At 59.6% G+C, this 16546-nt stretch carries 14 protein-coding genes, 1 tRNA gene and 1 pseudogene; 9 read left to right on the forward strand and 7 right to left on the reverse strand.

The features are described from left to right. Positions 1-15: 15 nt before the first annotated feature. Positions 16-2109, reverse strand: a complete 2094-nt coding sequence (gene sctV / locus AC07S6_RS21120) for a type III secretion system export apparatus subunit SctV (protein ID WP_495112959.1) — start codon at positions 2107-2109, stop codon at positions 16-18. Further along, positions 2106-3161 carry a TyeA family type III secretion system gatekeeper subunit gene (locus AC07S6_RS21125; RefSeq protein WP_495112973.1) on the reverse strand — a complete coding sequence of 352 codons (1056 nt, stop codon included), beginning with the start codon at positions 3159-3161 and terminating at the stop codon, positions 2106-2108. The genes sctV and AC07S6_RS21125 overlap by 4 nt, the downstream gene beginning before the upstream one ends. A 263-nt stretch (positions 3162-3424) precedes the next feature. Between AC07S6_RS21125 and AC07S6_RS21130 the strand changes: the two genes are divergently transcribed. From AC07S6_RS21130 to AC07S6_RS21150, 5 genes are all read left to right on the forward strand, one after another. Beyond that, entirely contained in the window at positions 3425-3976 is a 552-nt protein-coding gene (locus AC07S6_RS21130) for an RNA polymerase sigma factor (RefSeq protein WP_054897146.1), read from the forward strand. A gap of 235 nt (positions 3977-4211) precedes the next feature. After that, positions 4212-4288, forward strand: a tRNA-Met gene (locus AC07S6_RS21135). 127 nt (positions 4289-4415) lie between these two features. After that, positions 4416-5195 carry a PhzF family phenazine biosynthesis protein gene (locus tag AC07S6_RS21140; RefSeq protein WP_054897161.1) on the forward strand — a complete coding sequence of 260 codons (780 nt, stop codon included), beginning with the start codon at positions 4416-4418 and terminating at the stop codon, positions 5193-5195. A gap of 38 nt (positions 5196-5233) precedes the next feature. Next, positions 5234-7063, forward strand: a complete 1830-nt coding sequence (ggt, locus tag AC07S6_RS21145; protein WP_495112960.1) for a gamma-glutamyltransferase — start codon at positions 5234-5236, stop codon at positions 7061-7063. 499 nt (positions 7064-7562) lie between these two features. Continuing rightward, positions 7563-7877: a helix-turn-helix domain-containing protein gene (locus AC07S6_RS21150; RefSeq protein ID WP_019817027.1), complete on the forward strand. Its 315-nt coding sequence runs from the start codon at positions 7563-7565 to the stop codon at positions 7875-7877. Positions 7878-7899: 22 nt separating this feature from the next. Here AC07S6_RS21150 and ddlA read toward each other — a convergent pair whose 3' ends face one another. Beyond that, positions 7900-8997, reverse strand: coding sequence for a D-alanine--D-alanine ligase (gene ddlA, locus AC07S6_RS21155; RefSeq protein ID WP_073845001.1), 1098 nt, complete (start codon positions 8995-8997; stop codon positions 7900-7902). Positions 8998-9159: 162 nt separating this feature from the next. Between ddlA and AC07S6_RS21160 the strand changes: the two genes are divergently transcribed. Then, positions 9160-9969 (forward strand): AraC family transcriptional regulator, encoded by an 810-nt coding sequence (locus AC07S6_RS21160; RefSeq protein WP_495112961.1) that lies wholly within the window; start codon positions 9160-9162, stop codon positions 9967-9969. 139 nt (positions 9970-10108) lie between these two features. Here AC07S6_RS21160 and AC07S6_RS21165 read toward each other — a convergent pair whose 3' ends face one another. The 4 genes and pseudogenes from AC07S6_RS21165 to AC07S6_RS21180 all read right to left on the reverse strand — a co-directional run bounded on the left by AC07S6_RS21165 (position 10109) and on the right by AC07S6_RS21180 (position 12490). Next, positions 10109-10684 (reverse strand): flavin reductase family protein, encoded by a 576-nt coding sequence (locus AC07S6_RS21165; RefSeq protein ID WP_495112962.1) that lies wholly within the window; start codon positions 10682-10684, stop codon positions 10109-10111. 60 nt (positions 10685-10744) lie between these two features. Next, positions 10745-11176, reverse strand: coding sequence for a methyl-accepting chemotaxis protein (locus AC07S6_RS21170; RefSeq protein ID WP_495112974.1), 432 nt, complete (start codon positions 11174-11176; stop codon positions 10745-10747). A 108-nt stretch (positions 11177-11284) separates the two neighbouring features. Further along, positions 11285-12061, reverse strand: a pseudogene (locus AC07S6_RS21175) (PAS domain-containing protein); the annotation flags it as partial. 96 nt (positions 12062-12157) lie between these two features. After that, complete coding sequence (locus tag AC07S6_RS21180) at positions 12158-12490, reverse strand: DUF2790 domain-containing protein (protein ID WP_014716799.1); 333 nt, start codon at positions 12488-12490, stop codon at positions 12158-12160. Between the two features lie 226 nt (positions 12491-12716). Here AC07S6_RS21180 and AC07S6_RS21185 point away from each other — a divergent pair, with 226 nt between their 5' ends. The 3 genes from AC07S6_RS21185 (at position 12717) to AC07S6_RS21195 (ending at position 16506) form a co-directional block, all read left to right on the forward strand. Next, positions 12717-14036, forward strand: coding sequence for an OprD family porin (locus tag AC07S6_RS21185; RefSeq protein WP_495112963.1), 1320 nt, complete (start codon positions 12717-12719; stop codon positions 14034-14036). Positions 14037-14374: 338 nt separating this feature from the next. Continuing rightward, positions 14375-15049: a heavy metal response regulator transcription factor gene (locus tag AC07S6_RS21190; protein WP_032893695.1), complete on the forward strand. Its 675-nt coding sequence runs from the start codon at positions 14375-14377 to the stop codon at positions 15047-15049. Beyond that, the gene (locus AC07S6_RS21195) at positions 15046-16506 is read left to right on the forward strand and encodes a heavy metal sensor histidine kinase (RefSeq protein WP_495112964.1); all 1461 of its coding nucleotides are present in this window, start codon (positions 15046-15048) and stop codon (positions 16504-16506) included. Before AC07S6_RS21190 ends, AC07S6_RS21195 begins: the two co-directional genes overlap by 4 nt. Positions 16507-16546 lie beyond the last annotated feature (40 nt).

Genomic DNA, 16546 nt, shown 5'->3' on the forward strand with positions numbered 1-16546 from the left:
CAAGTAGCGCTGTGTTCATGCCAATGTCCCGTGCATCAACTCATCCTGGCCAAGGTCAAAACGCCCCAGCACCTTGACCTTGGAATTGCTCCCCAGCTCGGCGAAAGACAACACCGGCACATGGTTGAACTCCTCAAGCAACAAGGTGCGCAAGGGGCTGCGCAAGTCTTGCGCCACCAACAACACACTTTTTATTTTTGCCCGTGCGCTGAAGGCCTGGTTGAGCAGGTTGACCAGCGCAGCGCTATTATCGCCGTCGAGTGCAAAGAACACCCCGGTCTGGGTCTGGCGCAGTGCCTCGCGCAGGATGTTTTCGGTATGCGGTGACAACAGCCAGGCGTGCAGCCCATCGGCCTCGCTGTACTGGTGGTAGATCTGCGACTTGAGGGCAATGCGCGCATAGTCAGCCAGTGCTTCCGGCTCGCGTTCGTGCTGGCCGTATTCGATCAGCGACTCGACAATCAACCTCACGGCGCGCAGAGGAACCCCTTCGCTGGCCAGGCGTTGCAGCACCGCCGAAAAGCGCGAGATCGGCATGATGCGTTGCAGTTCCTGCACCAGCTCGGGTTGGTTGTTCTCAAGCCAACTGAGGATCGACTTGCTCTCTTGAATCCCCAGGAACTGCGGCCCGCTGAGCATCATCGCCTTCTTCATGCGCTCGACGATCAGGCTCGTCGCCGTGAAGCGCTCCAACTGCGCGTCATTGAGCAGTGGGTCGTCGGGTGGCAGCCAGAGCCAATCCTGTTCATTGCGCTCGGCCAATCCCGGTATGCCATGCTCAGGCTCAACCGTCAGGGCGCTGCGCTCCACGGCAACGCGCTGGACCACCGACGCCTTGACCATGGGTACCTCATGGACGCAGAAGCGCATTTCATCATCGTCCAGCGAGTCATCGATCTCGACCTCAAACGGCGGCAACGTCAGGCCAATGTTGGCAACCAGGGAATTTCGAACCTGACGGATTCCGTGAATAAGATCGGTCACCTCAGGCGTGCCGCGCAAAGCCGAGGGAAACTGCAGCAGATAAGGCCGGGACGGATCAAACCCGCGCAGATCCTCTTTGCCATTTTCTTCAGGCCGCACGGCTTCGACGGCTTCGGCTTCTGGCTGCGCTTCACGTCGGCGCCGACGGTCGAGGTAATAACCCAAGGCGCCGGTCATCATCGCCAGCAGAATAAACACCAGGGTCGGCATGCCAGGCACGATCGCAAACACCAGCATGGCCACCGAGGCGATCATCCAGCTCTTGGGCTCACTGGTCATCTGGCGTGCGATCTCGGCGCCCATGTTCGTGATGCCCTTGCGCCCTTCCGGCGCCACGCGGGTAATGATCATGCCGGCGGTGAGAGAGATCAACAGCGCCGGTATCTGCGCAATCAGACCATCGCCAATCGTCAGCACCGAATACAGCGCCATTGAATCGGCGGCGCTCAAGCCGTGCTGGAACATACCTGTGGAGAAGCCGCCCAACAGGTTGACCACAACGATAATCAACCCCGCGATGGCATCCCCCTTGACGAATTTCATGGCACCATCCATGGCCCCGAACAGCTGACTCTCGCGGGACAACTGCTCACGCTTGTCCCGCGCTTGCACGCCGTCAATCAAGCCGGCACGCAAGTCGCTGTCGATGGACATCTGCTTGCCCGGCATTGCGTCCAGGCTGAAGCGCGCCGCCACTTCGGCAACCCGTTCAGAGCCTTTGGTGATCACCAGAAAGTTGACCAGGGTCAGGATCAGAAAGATCACCATCCCAACAGCCAGGTTGCCGCCCACTACGAAATTGCCGAAGGCCTCAACGATATCGCCGGCGTCCTGTTCGAGCAGGATCAAGCGCGTCGTTGCGATCGACAACGCCAGGCGGAACATGGTGGTCAGCAACAAAATCGACGGGAAGGAAGAGAACGCCAAAGGCCCGGGCAAGTAAAGTGCCAGCATGATCAGCAGGCAGGCAATACAGATATTCAGCGCAATCAGAATGTCCACCAGCCAGGTAGGCAGCGGCACGATGAAAATGAACACAATGGCCATGATCACCACCGCGCCCAAGACCTCGGCACGCTGCGCCACCTTGAGCAGTACACCGTTGAGGGTGGACAGCACGCTCACGCCAGGATAGTCGAATTAGGAAAACCAGGGCGTATGCCTTCGAGGCGTGCAAGCTCGTCCATCACCAGCAGGAAATTGTGCAGCGCCTCTTGGCGTGATTTGCTATCCGGCCACAAGGCCTCGGGCAACTTTTGAAACAGCTTATAAAGCGCATTGAGAGACACGAGTTTTGATGTGCTGCCCCCCATATCTTCAGCCAGGCGCATGACTTCATTTGTCACGATGCCGGTGTCTGCATAACCCAGCATGCGTCGCAGCAGGCTTACCGCATGCATTTCGATCGCAAGGTTCTGAATCAGCTCACGACAGCTGCATAACACCCCGCTCAATGCGCCGCATTTGCTCAGTCCTGCCAGCAAGGTGCGCAACATTGCCGTAGGGACCGAGGACACATGGGCGGCAATGTCGGCCGTCAGGGCGCTGGACATCATTTTCAACCCATGTGCAAAACGGTCGTCACTGTAGATGCCGAGCAGCGCGTGCATCATGGTCGCCAGGGATTGCCGTGTCACCACACTGGCGTAATAGAGCGCGCGCAGCGCCTGGAGCTCTTCTGGATCGCCACTCTTCTTATGCAGGGCCGTGGCAATATTCAGGCCCGCCTGGATCTGCCCTTTGAAGCGGATCTCCAGCTTGGCAATTGCATCCCGCGCCAGGTCGGCTTCGGAGTTGCGCACGTCGGCCTCGGCCTGCCCGCACACCGCCTTGAGTACCACGAAGGTGCGTGCCGGATCACCGCCAGTGAGCTCCAGCAATGTATCGATGCTGGGTTGCGTCAGTAATTTCTGCCTGATTCGACGTACTACCGCGGCAAAGCTTTCCTGGGCCGGATGCCCCAACTGCTCATAGAGCTGCGCGAGCACCTGGACAGGCGGCACACGCACGTCAATTACGCGCTTATCCAACGCACGACTGCTGGATTCCACCTCCTGGCTGAAGTGCAGAGAAAGATCATCAACACCTTGGCCTGGCTCAGGTTTGGCGGCCGGGCTAGCGGTGGGGAGTTCCACTCGCGGGGTCATTGGCACTTCGTTGGTAGATTCGACTTTCATGGGCAGGCCAGTACAGGAAGAGAGTGTCCATATGTGGTCAGGCCCGCCCAGATGGTTCCACTGAAACTCACTCATCCAATAAGATGAAAAAACCCGCACAGGTCCCTGGTGCCTTTTGCAAATTACTGCACAAAAACACCGCAACCATAACGTATTTATTTATATAAATCATATAGTTACACAATGATTCTCCTTTGGCACAGGCAGTGCAAAAGAGGTAACCGCCGAAACTATTTCGACTGCGTCTACCTTAAGGAAAAATCATGAATATCCCTATTGAAGCCCTCGTTCACCTTGGTGGCAGTTCGCCTCAATTCATGCTCCATCTGACAGACGATCAACAGAAAAAACTTCGTCGCTTCATTCACAAACGGGTCCTGAACCCGGAAGACGCGGATGATCTTTTGCAATTGACTTACCTGGAGGCCTGGCGCAATCGCGAACGTTTCAGTGGTACCGCGACACTCAGCACCTGGATGTGCGGCATCGCACAGAACCTGATCCGTAATCACTTCCGGCGCCTGTATGCCAAGCCTGCACATTGCGAATTCGACGAGTCGCTGTGGCATGGCCATGAAGAAAACCACAGCCTGGACTGGGAGTTCGAAGTCAACCGGCGCTTGGAAAATACCCTGAGTGCGATTGACCACTTGCCGACCGAGATGCGCAGAACGCTGTACGCCTCGCTGGAAACCGACGGCAGTTACCAGGACACCGCCGACGTACTGGACATTCCTATCGGCACCGTGCGCTCGCGCCTGTCACGGGCCCGCGAACAGCTCAAGCGCGTCACCCACCCCCCACTGCATCGGTAAGTTGAGTTAGCCAGTCTAGTGTTGGGCGACAGGGATATCTGCCCAACACTGTCGGACATGGCCTGCGAGTAAACCTTCGAAAACGCCAAGCGCTTCCACTCCCCTCATCCACAACGCATTCGTCACCGCCCGTCGCCAAAACCAGGGCTTTGGCTTAAACAGTTGAAAGCGTAGAAAAAAATTCAACAAAAACGCTTGACGCATTGCCGTTCCAAGCGAATAATGCGCGCCACTTGGCTACATAGCTCAGTTGGTTAGAGCATAGCATTCATAATGCTGGGGTCCGGGGTTCAAGTCCCTGTGTAGCCACCAAGTACTAAAAACGGCTTACCGAAAGGTAGGCCGTTTTTTTATGCGCGCAAAAAACTCCCTAACTGTATTTTGACGCCCCCCTACCCCACTGTTAGTGTCCAGCCTCCCCTAAACACGGAGTGCCCCGATGCAACTGGACATCTACCAAGTCGACGCTTTCAGCCACCATCCCTTCGGCGGCAACCCGGCAGCAGTGTGCCCCCTCACCGAGTGGCTGCCCGACGAGCAACTGCAGCAGATTGCGGCCGAGAATAATCTTTCGGAAACCGCGTTCTTTGTACCCCGTGGCGAGTTCTATGAGTTGCGCTGGCTCACGCCGGAAGTTGAGGTGGACCTGTGCGGCCATGCCACGTTGGCAGCCGCGTGGGTATTGATTCACAAGTTGGCGGACGCCCCGCAGGTTCTGCGCTTTGCCACCCGTAGCGGCGAGTTGCGGGTAACGCGCAACGGCGATGAGCTGGCGATGGATTTTCCGGCAAAGAAACCCGAACGCTGCGAGCCGCCCCACGGCATGTTGAGTGCCCTGGGGCTTGAAACCGCCGAAGTGTTTGGCACCGACGACTATATAGTGCTGGTGGAGGATGAAGCGCAGGTAGCGGCCCTGGCACCGGACTTTGCGCGACTCAAGGGCCTGCCTAAACGCGGTATTGCAGTGACCGCCAAGAGCACGCGGTTTGATTTTGTCTCGCGCTGGTTCGGCCCGAATGTGGGCGTCAATGAAGACCCGGTTACCGGCTCGGCGCACACCTCGCTGGCACCGTTCTGGGCCGAGCGCCTGGGCAAATCGCAATTGAGCGCCGAGCAAGGCGGCCAGCGTAAGGGCCAGCTGCGCTGTGAACTGCAGGGTGACCGGGTGATTATTTCCGGCAAGGCCGTGCTGTACATGCAAGGCACGATTTACCTGTAAACAACGCAGTAGCCCAAGGACCACAGCACCTTCTCAACATGAACGGAGTTCAGCGCGTGTTTTTGATTTCCCGCCGCAGTCTGACAGTCATCGCCGCAACCCTGGCCCTCGCCGCCTGCCACACGCCCGTCAACGAACAGCCTCCGGCGCCAGAGCTGGGTTCGGGCTATCGCACCGACCTGAGCACCCGCCACGCCGAGCGCCATATGGCCGCCGCCGCCAACCCACTGGCCGCTGAAGCCGGGCGTGAAATGCTGCGTCAAGGCGGCTCAGCCATTGATGCGGCGATTGCCATGCAAGCGGTATTGACTCTGGTGGAACCGCAGTCGTCCGGCATCGGCGGCGGTGCATTCATCATGCTGTGGGATGGACAACAGGTGCAGGCTTATGACGGCCGCGAAACAGCACCGGCCGGGGCGACAGAGCGTCTGTTCCTGAAGGCCGACGGTACGCCGATGGCGTTCACGGATGCGCAGATTGGCGGGCGCTCGGTGGGCACGCCGGGCGTGCTGCGCGCCTTGGAGATGGCGCACAAAAAGAGCGGCCACCTGCAATGGGCCAAGCTGTTCGAGCCGGCAATTCGCCTGTCGGAGCAAGGCTTTGCCATTTCCCCACGCTTGCACAGCTTGATCGCCGCTGACCGCTTCATCGCGCAATCACCCGACATGGCGGCGTACTTCCTGAATGCCGACGGCTCGCCAAAAGCCAGCGGTACACGATTGAAAAACCCGGCACTGGCCGCGGTGTTCAAGCGCATCGCCAAGGAAGGGCCGGATGCGCTATACCAAGGCCCGATTGCCGATGAAATCGCACGCAAGGTCCAGGGCCATCGCAATGCCGGCAGCCTGTCCCAGGCCGACCTCAAGGGCTACGCCGCCAAGCAGCGCGCACCGCTGTGCACCGACTACAAACAATGGAAGGTCTGCGGCATGCCACCGCCGTCCTCGGGCGGGATTGCCGTGGCGCAGATCCTGGGGACATTGCAGGCGCTGGAAACCCGCGACCCACGCCTGGCCATCGCCCCCATGACACCGGTCAAGAGTGTTTCGCCGGCCGGGCTTGAGCCGACACCCGAGGCCGTGCACCTGCTCGCCGAAGCCGGGCGCCTGGCCTTTGCCGACCGCGCGCTGTACGTGGCCGATGCAGACTTCACCTCCGTCCCGGTCGCCGGCCTCGTCGCGCCAGGTTACCTGGCACAACGCGCCACGCTGATCGGCGAGCGCAGCATGGGCATCGCCAAGCCCGGCCAACCCGTCGGTATTCAGGTAGCGTATGCGCCAGACCGCTCGCCGCTGCGCATCTCCACCTCACAGGTGGTGGCGGTGGACGACCAGGGCGGCGCCGTGTCGATGACCACCACGGTGGAGGCGGCGTTCGGCTCTCATGTGATGGTCCAGGGCTTTTTGCTCAACAACCAGATGACCGACTTCTCGTTCATCCCCGCAGAAAACGGCCAGCCTGTAGCCAACCGCGTACAACCGGGTAAACGCCCACGCTCGGCCATGGCGCCAACCCTGGTGTTCGACCGCAAGACAGGCGAACTGCTGGCTACCGTCGGCTCCCCCGGCGGCTCGCAGATCATCGAGTACGTGAGTAAATCCCTGGTGGCCATGCTCGACTGGAAGCTCGACCCGCAGGCGGCCATCAGCCTGCCTAACTTCGGCAGTCGCAATGGTGCTACCGAGTTGGAAGCTGGGCTGTTCAGCCCGGCGCTGAAACAGGTGCTCAAGGACAAGGGCCACGCCCTGAGCGAGATCGAGATGACCAGCGGCGTGCAGGCCATCGTGCGCACACGGGATGCCCAGGGCAAGGTGACGCTCAGTGGTGGCGCGGACCCTCGGCGTGAAGGTGAGGCGTTGGGTGACTAAGACGTTGATCTATCCGTACAGGCTTATAAAAAAGACCTGCACCCTTACGCTTTAAATCCTACGCGGAGCGCCAGAACTCAAAGTGCCATGTCATCTTTTGCGATAAAAACCTTCTTGAGCAGCCCCATCTCACCTGCGATTTTCTGGCCCGCCCTTTCTTGCCAGAGGCTACGTCAAAGACGTAGAATTTCGCGTGTTCACTCTCATAGAATCCCCTCTCTTCAGCAGGCAATGGCCTGACTATTGGACTGAAGATGAAAAAGGTATCTTCATGGCGTTTCTCGCCAGCCATCCTGATGCTGGAAATGTCATTCCGCGCTCGGGAGGTTGCCGAAAGATACGCTGGAGCATGGAGGCCGGGGTAAAAGTGGATCAGTGCGGGTCATCTACACCACACAACTGGAGTGCGGAGCAGTCGTCGCGCTACTGATTTATGGCAAGAGCGCCACGGAGAATATTCCGGCACATATCCTGTACAAAATCGCAAAGGAAATGAACCATGCCACTCACTGATAAAGAACTGAAGGAACGTGACGCCAAACGCAATATAGGCGAAGAACTACTCACAGCCATTCAGGATGTCAAAGCGGGACGTTACGGTGCCGTGCAGCACGTTGAGGTCACTCAGGCTGCCGAAGCAAGAAGCAAGACAGGGCTCTCACAACCCAAATTTGCCGAGCTTCTGGGCGTGTCAGTAAGAACCCTTCAAGAATGGGAGCAAGGGCGTCGCGCACCTTCCGGAGCAGCACGTTCGCTACTGCATATTGCGGCCATAAGGCCGGACGTTTTTCGCGAAGTACTCAGTAACGCCTGATCGCGTTACTGCTTCGGGCCAATCACTGGCGGTTGATCTTCAAGCCCTTGCGCCCCGCATGCCGCTCCAGCGCCAGCTCGATCAACCGGCTCACCAGCTCGCTGTAGCTCATGCCTGCCGCCTGCCACAGCTTGGGGTACATGCTGATGCGGGTAAAACCGGGCAGTGAGTTGATCTCGTTGATCAGCACTTCGCCGTCCTGCGTCAGGAACACATCCACCCGCGCCAACCCGGCGCAGCCCAACACTTCAAACGCCTCAATGGCCAGGCTGCGGATCCGCTCGCTGGCGTCATGACTGATCGCCGCCGGCACCACCACCTGGGCGGCCTGGCCATCGATGTATTTGCTGTCGTAGGAATAGAAACCACTGCTCACCACGATCTCGCCACAACCACTGGCGATGGGCTCGTCATTGCCCAGCACGGCGCATTCGATCTCACGGCCCTGGACGGCGGACTCCACCAGCACCTTCTCATCAAACCCCAACGCCAGTTCAACGGCAGCGCGGTACTCGGCTTCGCTGCCGACTTTGCTTACCCCCACCGACGAACCCTGGTTGGCGGGCTTGACGAACATCGGCACACCGAGCTTGCCAGCGGCCGTTTCAAATGAGGTGCGCGCCGCATTAGCTCGCGTAAGGGTGATGAACGGCGTGACCGCAATACCCGCGTCGCGCAGCAAGCGCTTGCTGATGTCTTTGTCCATGCACACCGCCGAGCCGAGCACGTCGGAACCGACGAAGGGCAAGTCCGCCATACGCAGCAAGCCTTGCAGGCAACCGTCTTCACCGAGGGTGCCGTGAACAATCGGGAAGATCACGTCGATGTGTTCCAGCATGCCCTGCCCGGAGGTTTCCACCACTTGCTGGCTGGCCTTGCCGGGCACCACGGCCAATTCACGGTTGGACTGGTTGAGGGCGATGAGTGCCGGGTTTTCCTGGTTGAGCAGAAAGTTCGAGGTGTCATTGAGGTGCCAGTGACCGGCCTTGTCGATACCGATCAAAACCGGCTCGAAGCGTGAGCGATCAAGGGCATCGACAATGTTGCGCGCCGATTGCAGCGAGACCTCGTGCTCAGCCGAACGGCCACCAAAAATAATCCCTACCCGCACCTTGCTCATGACCCGGCCTCACTGTTGAAAGTAAGGCTTCTTACCATGGGTGGTTAGCGATTCGCTACCCGATGTGCATTGCCCCACACCTGCACAATCGTACAAGACCCCAGCAGACAACCGGTGCAGACTCAGTTAACGTGTTTCCACTTCCTTTTGTGACAAGTCACCATGGGCAACTCCATCCACTCCCTCGACTGGCTGCACCGCGCGCCCCACGCCAGTGGCCTTGACCGTATCGAGGCGTACTTTGCCGGCTTCGCCTTCGACCCTCATCGCCATGACACGTACGCCATCGGGCGCACGTTGTTCGGCGTACAGAGTTTTCATTATCGCGGCGGCACGACCCACAGCCTGCCCGGCACCACCATGGTGATCCACCCCGATGAAACCCATGACGGCCGTGCCGGCAGCGATGAAGGCTTCAAGTACCGGATGATCTATGTAGAGCCGGCGCTGATCCAGCAGATCCTTGGTGGGCAGCCGTTGCCGTTTATCCCCGGCGGCTTGTCCACCGACCCACGGCTGCACCGCGCCAGCGAAGTGTTGCTGCAGAGCCTGGATTGCCCGATAGACCCGATGCAAGAACAAGACGCTATGTTCGACCTGGCCCACGCGCTAAGCGCTGCGTCCGGGGCCCTCATTCGCCGTAAATCCTTCGACTACGTCGCGGCCGAACGCGCCCGTGAATTCATCCACAGCGCCCTGGGCCGCAGCATCACCCTGGATGAAATTGCATACCATGCCGGCCGCGACCGCTGGGCGTTATCGCGGGATTTTCGTCTGTTGTTCGGCACCAGCCCCTACCGCTACCTGACCATGCGCCGGCTGGACCTGGTGCGCCACTTATTGGCCCAGGGCCAATCGTTGGTGGATGCGGCGATGACCGCAGGCTTTACCGACCAAAGCCACATGACCCGCCAATTTCGCAGCACCTACGGCATGCCGCCATCGCGTTGGGTGAAAATGCTCGGACGCTGAGTACTGGGTTGGAATACCTTCAAACTGTGGGAGCTGGCTTGCCTGCGATGCAGACACCTCGGTACATCAGGTACACCAAGATGATGCCATCGCAGGCAAGCCAGCTCCCACAGTTGATCTTCGTGGCTTTGCGCCTCTGTCAGAGCTGGCGCCCGACAACCGGTTGACCAATGGCCAGGAAGTTTCCGCCCGCCACATGGTGCAACGTGCGCAGTTCATCATGCCCTTCAAAATGCCAGCGGCCCTCGCTGAATACCCGCTCATCAGCATAGGCCGCGACCACTTCGCCCAGGAACAGATCATAGGTCTGCTGATTATGCGGCTCGGGCAGCAGGCGGCATTCCAGCCAAGCCACGCAGCCTTCCAGCATCGGCGCCCCGGTGTGCTCACCGCTGAAAGAGTGCAGGCCGTAGGCTGCGAATTTGTCGGTTTCAACGCCGCGGGTATTGCCCACCGTCTGCACCAGATCAGCCTGCACAACACAAGGCACCTGCAGCACAAAAGTGCCGGCGCCTTCAAGTAGCTGGCGGGTCCAGGTGGCCTTGTCGAGCACCACCGCGACTTTCGGTGGTTCGAAATCCAACGGCATGGCCCAGGCAGCGGCCATGATATTGCGCTGGCCGTTGTGGGCTGCACTCACCAACACGGTCGGCCCGTGGTTGAGCAAACGGTAAGCCTTGGACAATGGGACGGGGCGACGGAACGTAGGGCTCATGGTCGATCAGCTCTGCAAGCAAGAAAAGACCTACGATACCTCAAGCACAAGCCCGACAGGTCAGCTCGACAGCTGATTGGCAAACTGCCCGACCGCACTCACCACCTTTTGCGCACCGTCCTGAATCTCGACGATCACGTTACCCGCCTCCGCCGCCAGGGCCAGGCCCTGCTCGGCTTGCGCACGACCGTCGGCCATCAAGGCCACCGCGTCGCGGGCCATGTCCTGGTTCTGGCGCACCACACCGACAATTTCCTCGGTGGCTTTGCTGGTGCGTGACGCCAATTGCCGCACTTCATCGGCCACCACCGCAAAGCCCCGCCCCTGTTCACCGGCACGCGCCGCTTCGATGGCGGCGTTGAGCGCCAAAAGGTTGGTTTGCTCGGCAATGCCGCTGATGGTCTTGACGATGCTGCCGATCACTTGGGACTGGGCATTCAGCGCCTCGATACCTTCGCCGGCCTGCTGCATGTGCTGGGCCAGGTCGCGCATCACGTCCACGGCCTGGGTGACCACAGTGGTACCGCGCTGGGCGCTGTCGTCGGTTTGCAACGAGGTGCTGTAGGCAATATTGGCGGCCTCGGCCACCGCCTGCTCGCGGTTGACCTGGTCGGTAATGACCGTGGCGAACTTGACCACTTTGTACAACCGCTCATTGGCGTCCAGCACCGGGTTGTAGGTGGCCTCCAACCACACCAGGCGGCCGTGGCTGTCCACGCGTTTGAAGCGCGCGGCGACGAACTCACCGGCGTTCAGGCGCTTCCAGAACTGTTGGTATTCGGCACTGTTGTATTCCTGTGGTTCACAGAACATACGGTGATGTTTGCCTTCGATCTGCGCCAGACTGTAACCCATGGCGCCGAGGAAGCGGTCATTGGCGGTGAGTACATGCCCCTCCAGATCGAACTCGATCAACGCGGTAGAACGCATCAGCGCGGTGATCAGGTTTTCATGTTCACGCGAACTCTCGATGGTGCGAGTAAGGTCGCTGGAGAACATCGAAAACTGCTTGATGCGCCCCTCCGAACTGCGCACCGGCTGCACGATTGAGCGCAACCAGGCTTCCTTGCCATTGCCGCGCATCAGGCGCACGGCGCCGGCAAAGTGTTCGCCGCGGGCCAGCGCGTGCTTGAAGCGCAGTTGGAACTCGTCCTGGCGCACATGTGCCGGCACCAGGTCTTCGATAGCACGCCCGACAATCTCGCCCAGCGAATAAGCCAGTTCCTGCAGGAAGTTGGCATTGGCCCACTCCACACGGCCTTCAGGGTCCAGTGTCAGGCAGAGCATTTCGCTTTCCAGGCTCTCTTTCACCTGGAGCAAGCTCGACAATTCTTCGCGCAGAGCGGTCAGCTCCTGCTTCAGGCGGGTATTGAACATGGGGCACCGTTAGGCAAGTGAGGTAGGTGTACTCACTTGCATCGGCGCTGCCGGGGTTTTCTGAAGAGCGCTTGAGCCCTGGGCCGAACTATATTTTCAACCGCCATTGTTACGGCATACGCCCATGACCTGATATTCCAGGGTATTGAGCTTGCCGCTGGAGTCTTCGTAGGTCATGCGCGACGGTACGGCGTTGCACGAGCGGATCGGCGGCGTCACGTTGACGACCTTGGCAATGTCCAGGTCCATGCCATAGCGGTACGCCTGGACTTCGGGCACCGGCTTGCCTTTTTTGATGGCGTAGGCGGCCATGGCTTTCTCATTGCGCTCCATCATCAGGGCAAAGGTGCGATCCCCACCCCCTTCGGCCAGTGCGCCGAATGACAACACAGCCGTTAATACAGCCAAACCTGCTTTATAAAAGTTCATCGCGGTTTCCTCGACTGAAAAGTTCAGTGTCGAGATTAACCAACCCACCCTGACGCCAGGTTCACCAGAACATTACTTATTTGTTAGATGGCCGTCAGTTTCCAGAATTGTAATCTTCGCGCCATGCAGCTGTTATCCCTCGTTTGCAACTATCAGCCAGGGCCAGATCAATAAAAACGCCCGCCTCTATAAGAAGCCGATAACTGCCATCACCGAGGAGCGCATCATGAGCATTCGTCATTACACCCTTCCCTTTTCACTGATGGCTGCACTGCCCATGGCTGCCATGGCAGTGGAGGACAAGCCCGAGGGTTTTATAGAGGGCAGCCGCATCAACGTGCTGGCACGCAATTTCTACTTCAACCGCGATGACCGCAAAGGCCAGTCCAGCCCCACTGGTAATGGTTACTCCGAAGCCTGGGCCCAGGGCTTCATCGGCAAATTCGAATCCGGTTTTACCCAGGGCACCGTGGGTTTTGGCCTGGACGCATTCGCCATGTACGGCCTCACACTTGACTCGGGCAGCGGCCGCAGCGGCGGCAAAGGCTCGTTCGGCGTGCTGCCGGTGAACAGCGACAACCAGCCGGAAAACAGCTACAGCAAAATCGGCGGCGCGGCGAAACTGCGCGTGCTGGACACCGTGATCAAGGCCGGCGACGTGTTCCCACTTACGCCGGTGGTGGCCTACGGCGACTCTCGCCTGTTGCCCGAGAGCTTTCGCGGCGTCACCCTGCAAAACACCAGTCTGGAAGGCTTGAGCCTGCAAGGCGGGCGCCTGAGCGGCATGAGCCAGCCCAGTGAAAGCGGCATGAACAAAGGCTTTGCCACCTTCTATGCGGGAAAGGTCGACTCGCCCTGGATCGCCTACTTCGGCGGTGACTACCAGCTCAACAGCCATCTGGGCTTTAGCCTGTACAGCAGCCGCTTGAAGGACGCCTGGGATCAGTACTACTTCGGCAGCAATGCCAATTACGCATTGATCGACGACGTGTCATTGTTCGGCGACTTCAACTACTACAAGGCCGTGGACGAAGGTCAGAAACGGCTCGGCGAGTTCGACAACAACATCTGGAGCGCCAGGCTCGGGGTCAAGGTCGGTGCCCACAGCGTGGCCGTGTCGCACCAGCGTAACAACGGCGACGATGACTTCGACTACCTGCGCCAATCAGACTCGATCTTCCTCAATAACTCGATCCAGTACAGCGACTTCAACGCGCCCAAGGAGCGCTCATGGATGGTGCGCTACGACCTGGACATGCAGGCGTTCGGCATTCCCGGCCTGTCGTTCATGACCCGCTACGGCAAAGGCACCGGCGCCGACTATAGCAACGCCAATGCCATGTATATGCGCCGCGATGCCGCGGGTAACCCCTTGACCGATCAACGCCGCTGGGAACGGGATATCGAGGCCAAATACGTGGTGCAAAGTGGGCGTTTGAAGGATTTGTCCCTGCGCTTGCGCCAGGCCACCGTGCGCTCCAGTGCGTTTGAATCAGACCTGGAAGAAGTTCGTCTGATTGCCGAATACCCATTGGTCGTGCTGTAGCCCTTACATTCGCTCGCGATTAACTAACATCTGTTCACAAATAGCCAGTTATCAAAATTGTAATATTGGCCTCAGCTTCTCGTTAAGTGGAACTTTCTATACTCGCTTCAACTTATTCACCCGAGCACATTCATCTCTGAAGCTTTTGTGTAGCTCCTTTGGAAAGAGATGAATTTTTAACGCCCCGCTTGGGGCGTTTTTTTTGCCTGCGGTGCGGTGCGACCGACGGTCGCAGTTGACCCTAGAGTTACTTCAGCCTTCAGACTTTTCCCACTTCCGAAACCGCCGCCATAGGGACATGGGCGCCTTCTCTCCCCCTAATTCAAGAGGTAACCCCCATGCGTATTCTTGTGGTTGAAGACGAGCAGAAAACCGCCGACTACCTGCAACAGGGCCTGAACGAAAGTGGCTACGTGGTCGACTGCGCCGCCAATGGTATCGACGGCCTGCACCTGGCCGGGCAACACGCCTATGAACTGGTGATTCTGGACGTGAACCTGCCGGGCAAGGATGGCTGGCAAGTACTGGAAGAACTGCGCCGCAACGGCACCCAGCGCGTGATGATGCTCACCGCCCGTGGCCGGCTGGCTGACAAGATCAAGGGCCTGGACATGGGCGCCGACGATTATCTGGTCAAGCCGTTCGAGTTTCCCGAACTGCTGGCCCGCGTGCGCACCTTGATGCGTCGCAGCGAGCACATTCCACAGCCGGAAGTGTTCCGCGTCTCGGACCTGGAACTGGACCCGCGCCGCCACCGCGCTTATCGCGGCACCCGGCGCATCGACCTGACCACCAAGGAGTTCGCGCTGTTGCAAGTGCTCATGCGCCAGGCCGGCGAAGTGCTGACCCGCACACAGATTATTTCCTTGGTCTGGGACATGAATTTCGACTGCGACACCAACGTGGTCGAAGTCTCCATCAGCCGCCTGCGCGCCAAGGTGGATGACCAGAGCGAGGTCAAGCTGATCCACACTATTCGCGGCGTAGGCTACGTGCTGGAAGCGCGCCCATGAAGACCGGCAGCCTGTCGATGCGCCTGGGCCTGACGGTCAGCCTGATGGGCGCGGGCCTGGTGTTGCTGCTGGCGACCCTGGCCTACTTGGCCCTCACCCATGAGCTGGAAAAACTCGCGCGAAAAAACCTGGAAAGCAAGATGGAACAGATCCAGCACAGCCTGGCCCTGGGCCTGGACGCCCATGCCATCCGCGCCCGCCCGCACTCGCTGATGGACCTGGTGATCGGCCATGACAACTTCCACCTGACCATCGTCGGCACCGCGCCCGATAACAGCGTGCTGCTGAACGTCGGCAGCAAGCCCCAGGAGCCACTGCTCACCGACTTCAAGCCACGGGAAACCCTGGGCTACCTCAATTGGGTCGACAGCTACGGCAACCAGGTACTCAGTGCCTCCAGCTTGATGCGCCTGGCCAACGGTGAACGTGTGCGGGTGCTGCTGTCCCTGGACCGCATGGACGACCAGGCATTGCTCAGTGCCTACCTGCGCGCCACGCTCATTGCCCTGCCGCTACTGCTGATACTGATTGGCATGGGCGCCTGGTGGCTGGTGCAACGGGGCCTGGCGCCGTTGAAGCAGTTCAGCCAGGTGGCGGCGAAAGTCACCACCCAAGACCTCACCCATCGCTTGTCTGTGGACAACCTGCCCCACGAACTGGGTGAACTGGCCCACGGCATCAACGTGATGCTTGACCGCCTGGATGCCGGGGTGCAGCAACTCTCGCAATTCTCCGATGACCTGGCCCACGAACTGCGCGCGCCCTTGACCAACCTGATGGGCAAGGCCCAGTTGACCCTGTCGCGCCAGCGCCCGCCGCAGGAATACAAGGCGGTGCTGGAATCCAACACCGAAGAGCTCGAGCGCCTGGCGCGGATTGTCAGCGACATGCTGTTTCTGGCGCAGGTCAGCCACCCGGCGGCGCGGGCCTCATTCACCGAGGTGTCCCTGGCGCAGGAAGCCCAGCGGGTAATGGAGTTGTTTGCCATGAGTGCCGAAGATAAAGGCGTCACCCTGAGCCTGCGCGGCGATGCCTGGGTGACCGGCGACCGACTGATGATCCAGCGGGCGATTTCCAACTTGCTCTCCAATGCCATTCGCCACACACCCGAGGCCTCTACCGTGTTGCTGTTGGTGGAGACCTACGAGCAGAGCGTATCGCTGTCGGTGGGCAACCCGGGGCGAGGCATTGAAGCGCACCACCTGCCGCACCTGTTCGAACGTTTCTACCGCGCCGACAGCAGCCGTACCCGTGCCGAGGGCGGCACCGGGCTGGGGCTGGCCATCGTGAAATCGATCATGCATTTGCATCAGGGGCATGCTCATGTCACCAGCCAGCCTGGGCGTTTTACGCGGTTCAGCCTGGTGTTTCCCCAGGCTCTGGAAGCACCGTTGGCCCCCTGTGGGAGCGGGCTTGCCCGCGAAGGCGGTGTATCAGTCAGTACAGGTATCGACTGACCCGGCGCATTCGCGAGCAAGCCCGCTCCCCCAGGGGGTT

The organism is Pseudomonas sp. GW821-FHT07B01 (assembly GCF_059419065.1).

Bases quoted from the DNA above. Each gene is read 5' to 3' on its own strand.
- AC07S6_RS21125 (WP_495112973.1), bottom strand. From the start codon at position 3,161: ATGAAAGTCGAATCTACCAACGAAGTGCCAATGACCCCGCGAGTGGAA.
- AC07S6_RS21130 (WP_054897146.1), top strand. From the start codon at position 3,425: ATGAATATCCCTATTGAAGCCCTCGTTCACCTTGGTGGCAGTTCGCCT.
- AC07S6_RS21140 (WP_054897161.1), top strand. From the start codon at position 4,416: ATGCAACTGGACATCTACCAAGTCGACGCTTTCAGCCACCATCCCTTC.
- ggt (WP_495112960.1), top strand. From the start codon at position 5,234: ATGAACGGAGTTCAGCGCGTGTTTTTGATTTCCCGCCGCAGTCTGACA.
- AC07S6_RS21150 (WP_019817027.1), top strand. From the start codon at position 7,563: ATGCCACTCACTGATAAAGAACTGAAGGAACGTGACGCCAAACGCAAT.
- ddlA (WP_073845001.1), bottom strand. From the start codon at position 8,997: ATGAGCAAGGTGCGGGTAGGGATTATTTTTGGTGGCCGTTCGGCTGAG.
- AC07S6_RS21160 (WP_495112961.1), top strand. From the start codon at position 9,160: ATGGGCAACTCCATCCACTCCCTCGACTGGCTGCACCGCGCGCCCCAC.
- AC07S6_RS21165 (WP_495112962.1), bottom strand. From the start codon at position 10,684: ATGAGCCCTACGTTCCGTCGCCCCGTCCCATTGTCCAAGGCTTACCGT.
- AC07S6_RS21170 (WP_495112974.1), bottom strand. From the start codon at position 11,176: ATGCGCGACCTGGCCCAGCACATGCAGCAGGCCGGCGAAGGTATCGAG.
- AC07S6_RS21180 (WP_014716799.1), bottom strand. From the start codon at position 12,490: ATGAACTTTTATAAAGCAGGTTTGGCTGTATTAACGGCTGTGTTGTCA.
- AC07S6_RS21185 (WP_495112963.1), top strand. From the start codon at position 12,717: ATGAGCATTCGTCATTACACCCTTCCCTTTTCACTGATGGCTGCACTG.
- AC07S6_RS21190 (WP_032893695.1), top strand. From the start codon at position 14,375: ATGCGTATTCTTGTGGTTGAAGACGAGCAGAAAACCGCCGACTACCTG.
- AC07S6_RS21195 (WP_495112964.1), top strand. From the start codon at position 15,046: ATGAAGACCGGCAGCCTGTCGATGCGCCTGGGCCTGACGGTCAGCCTG.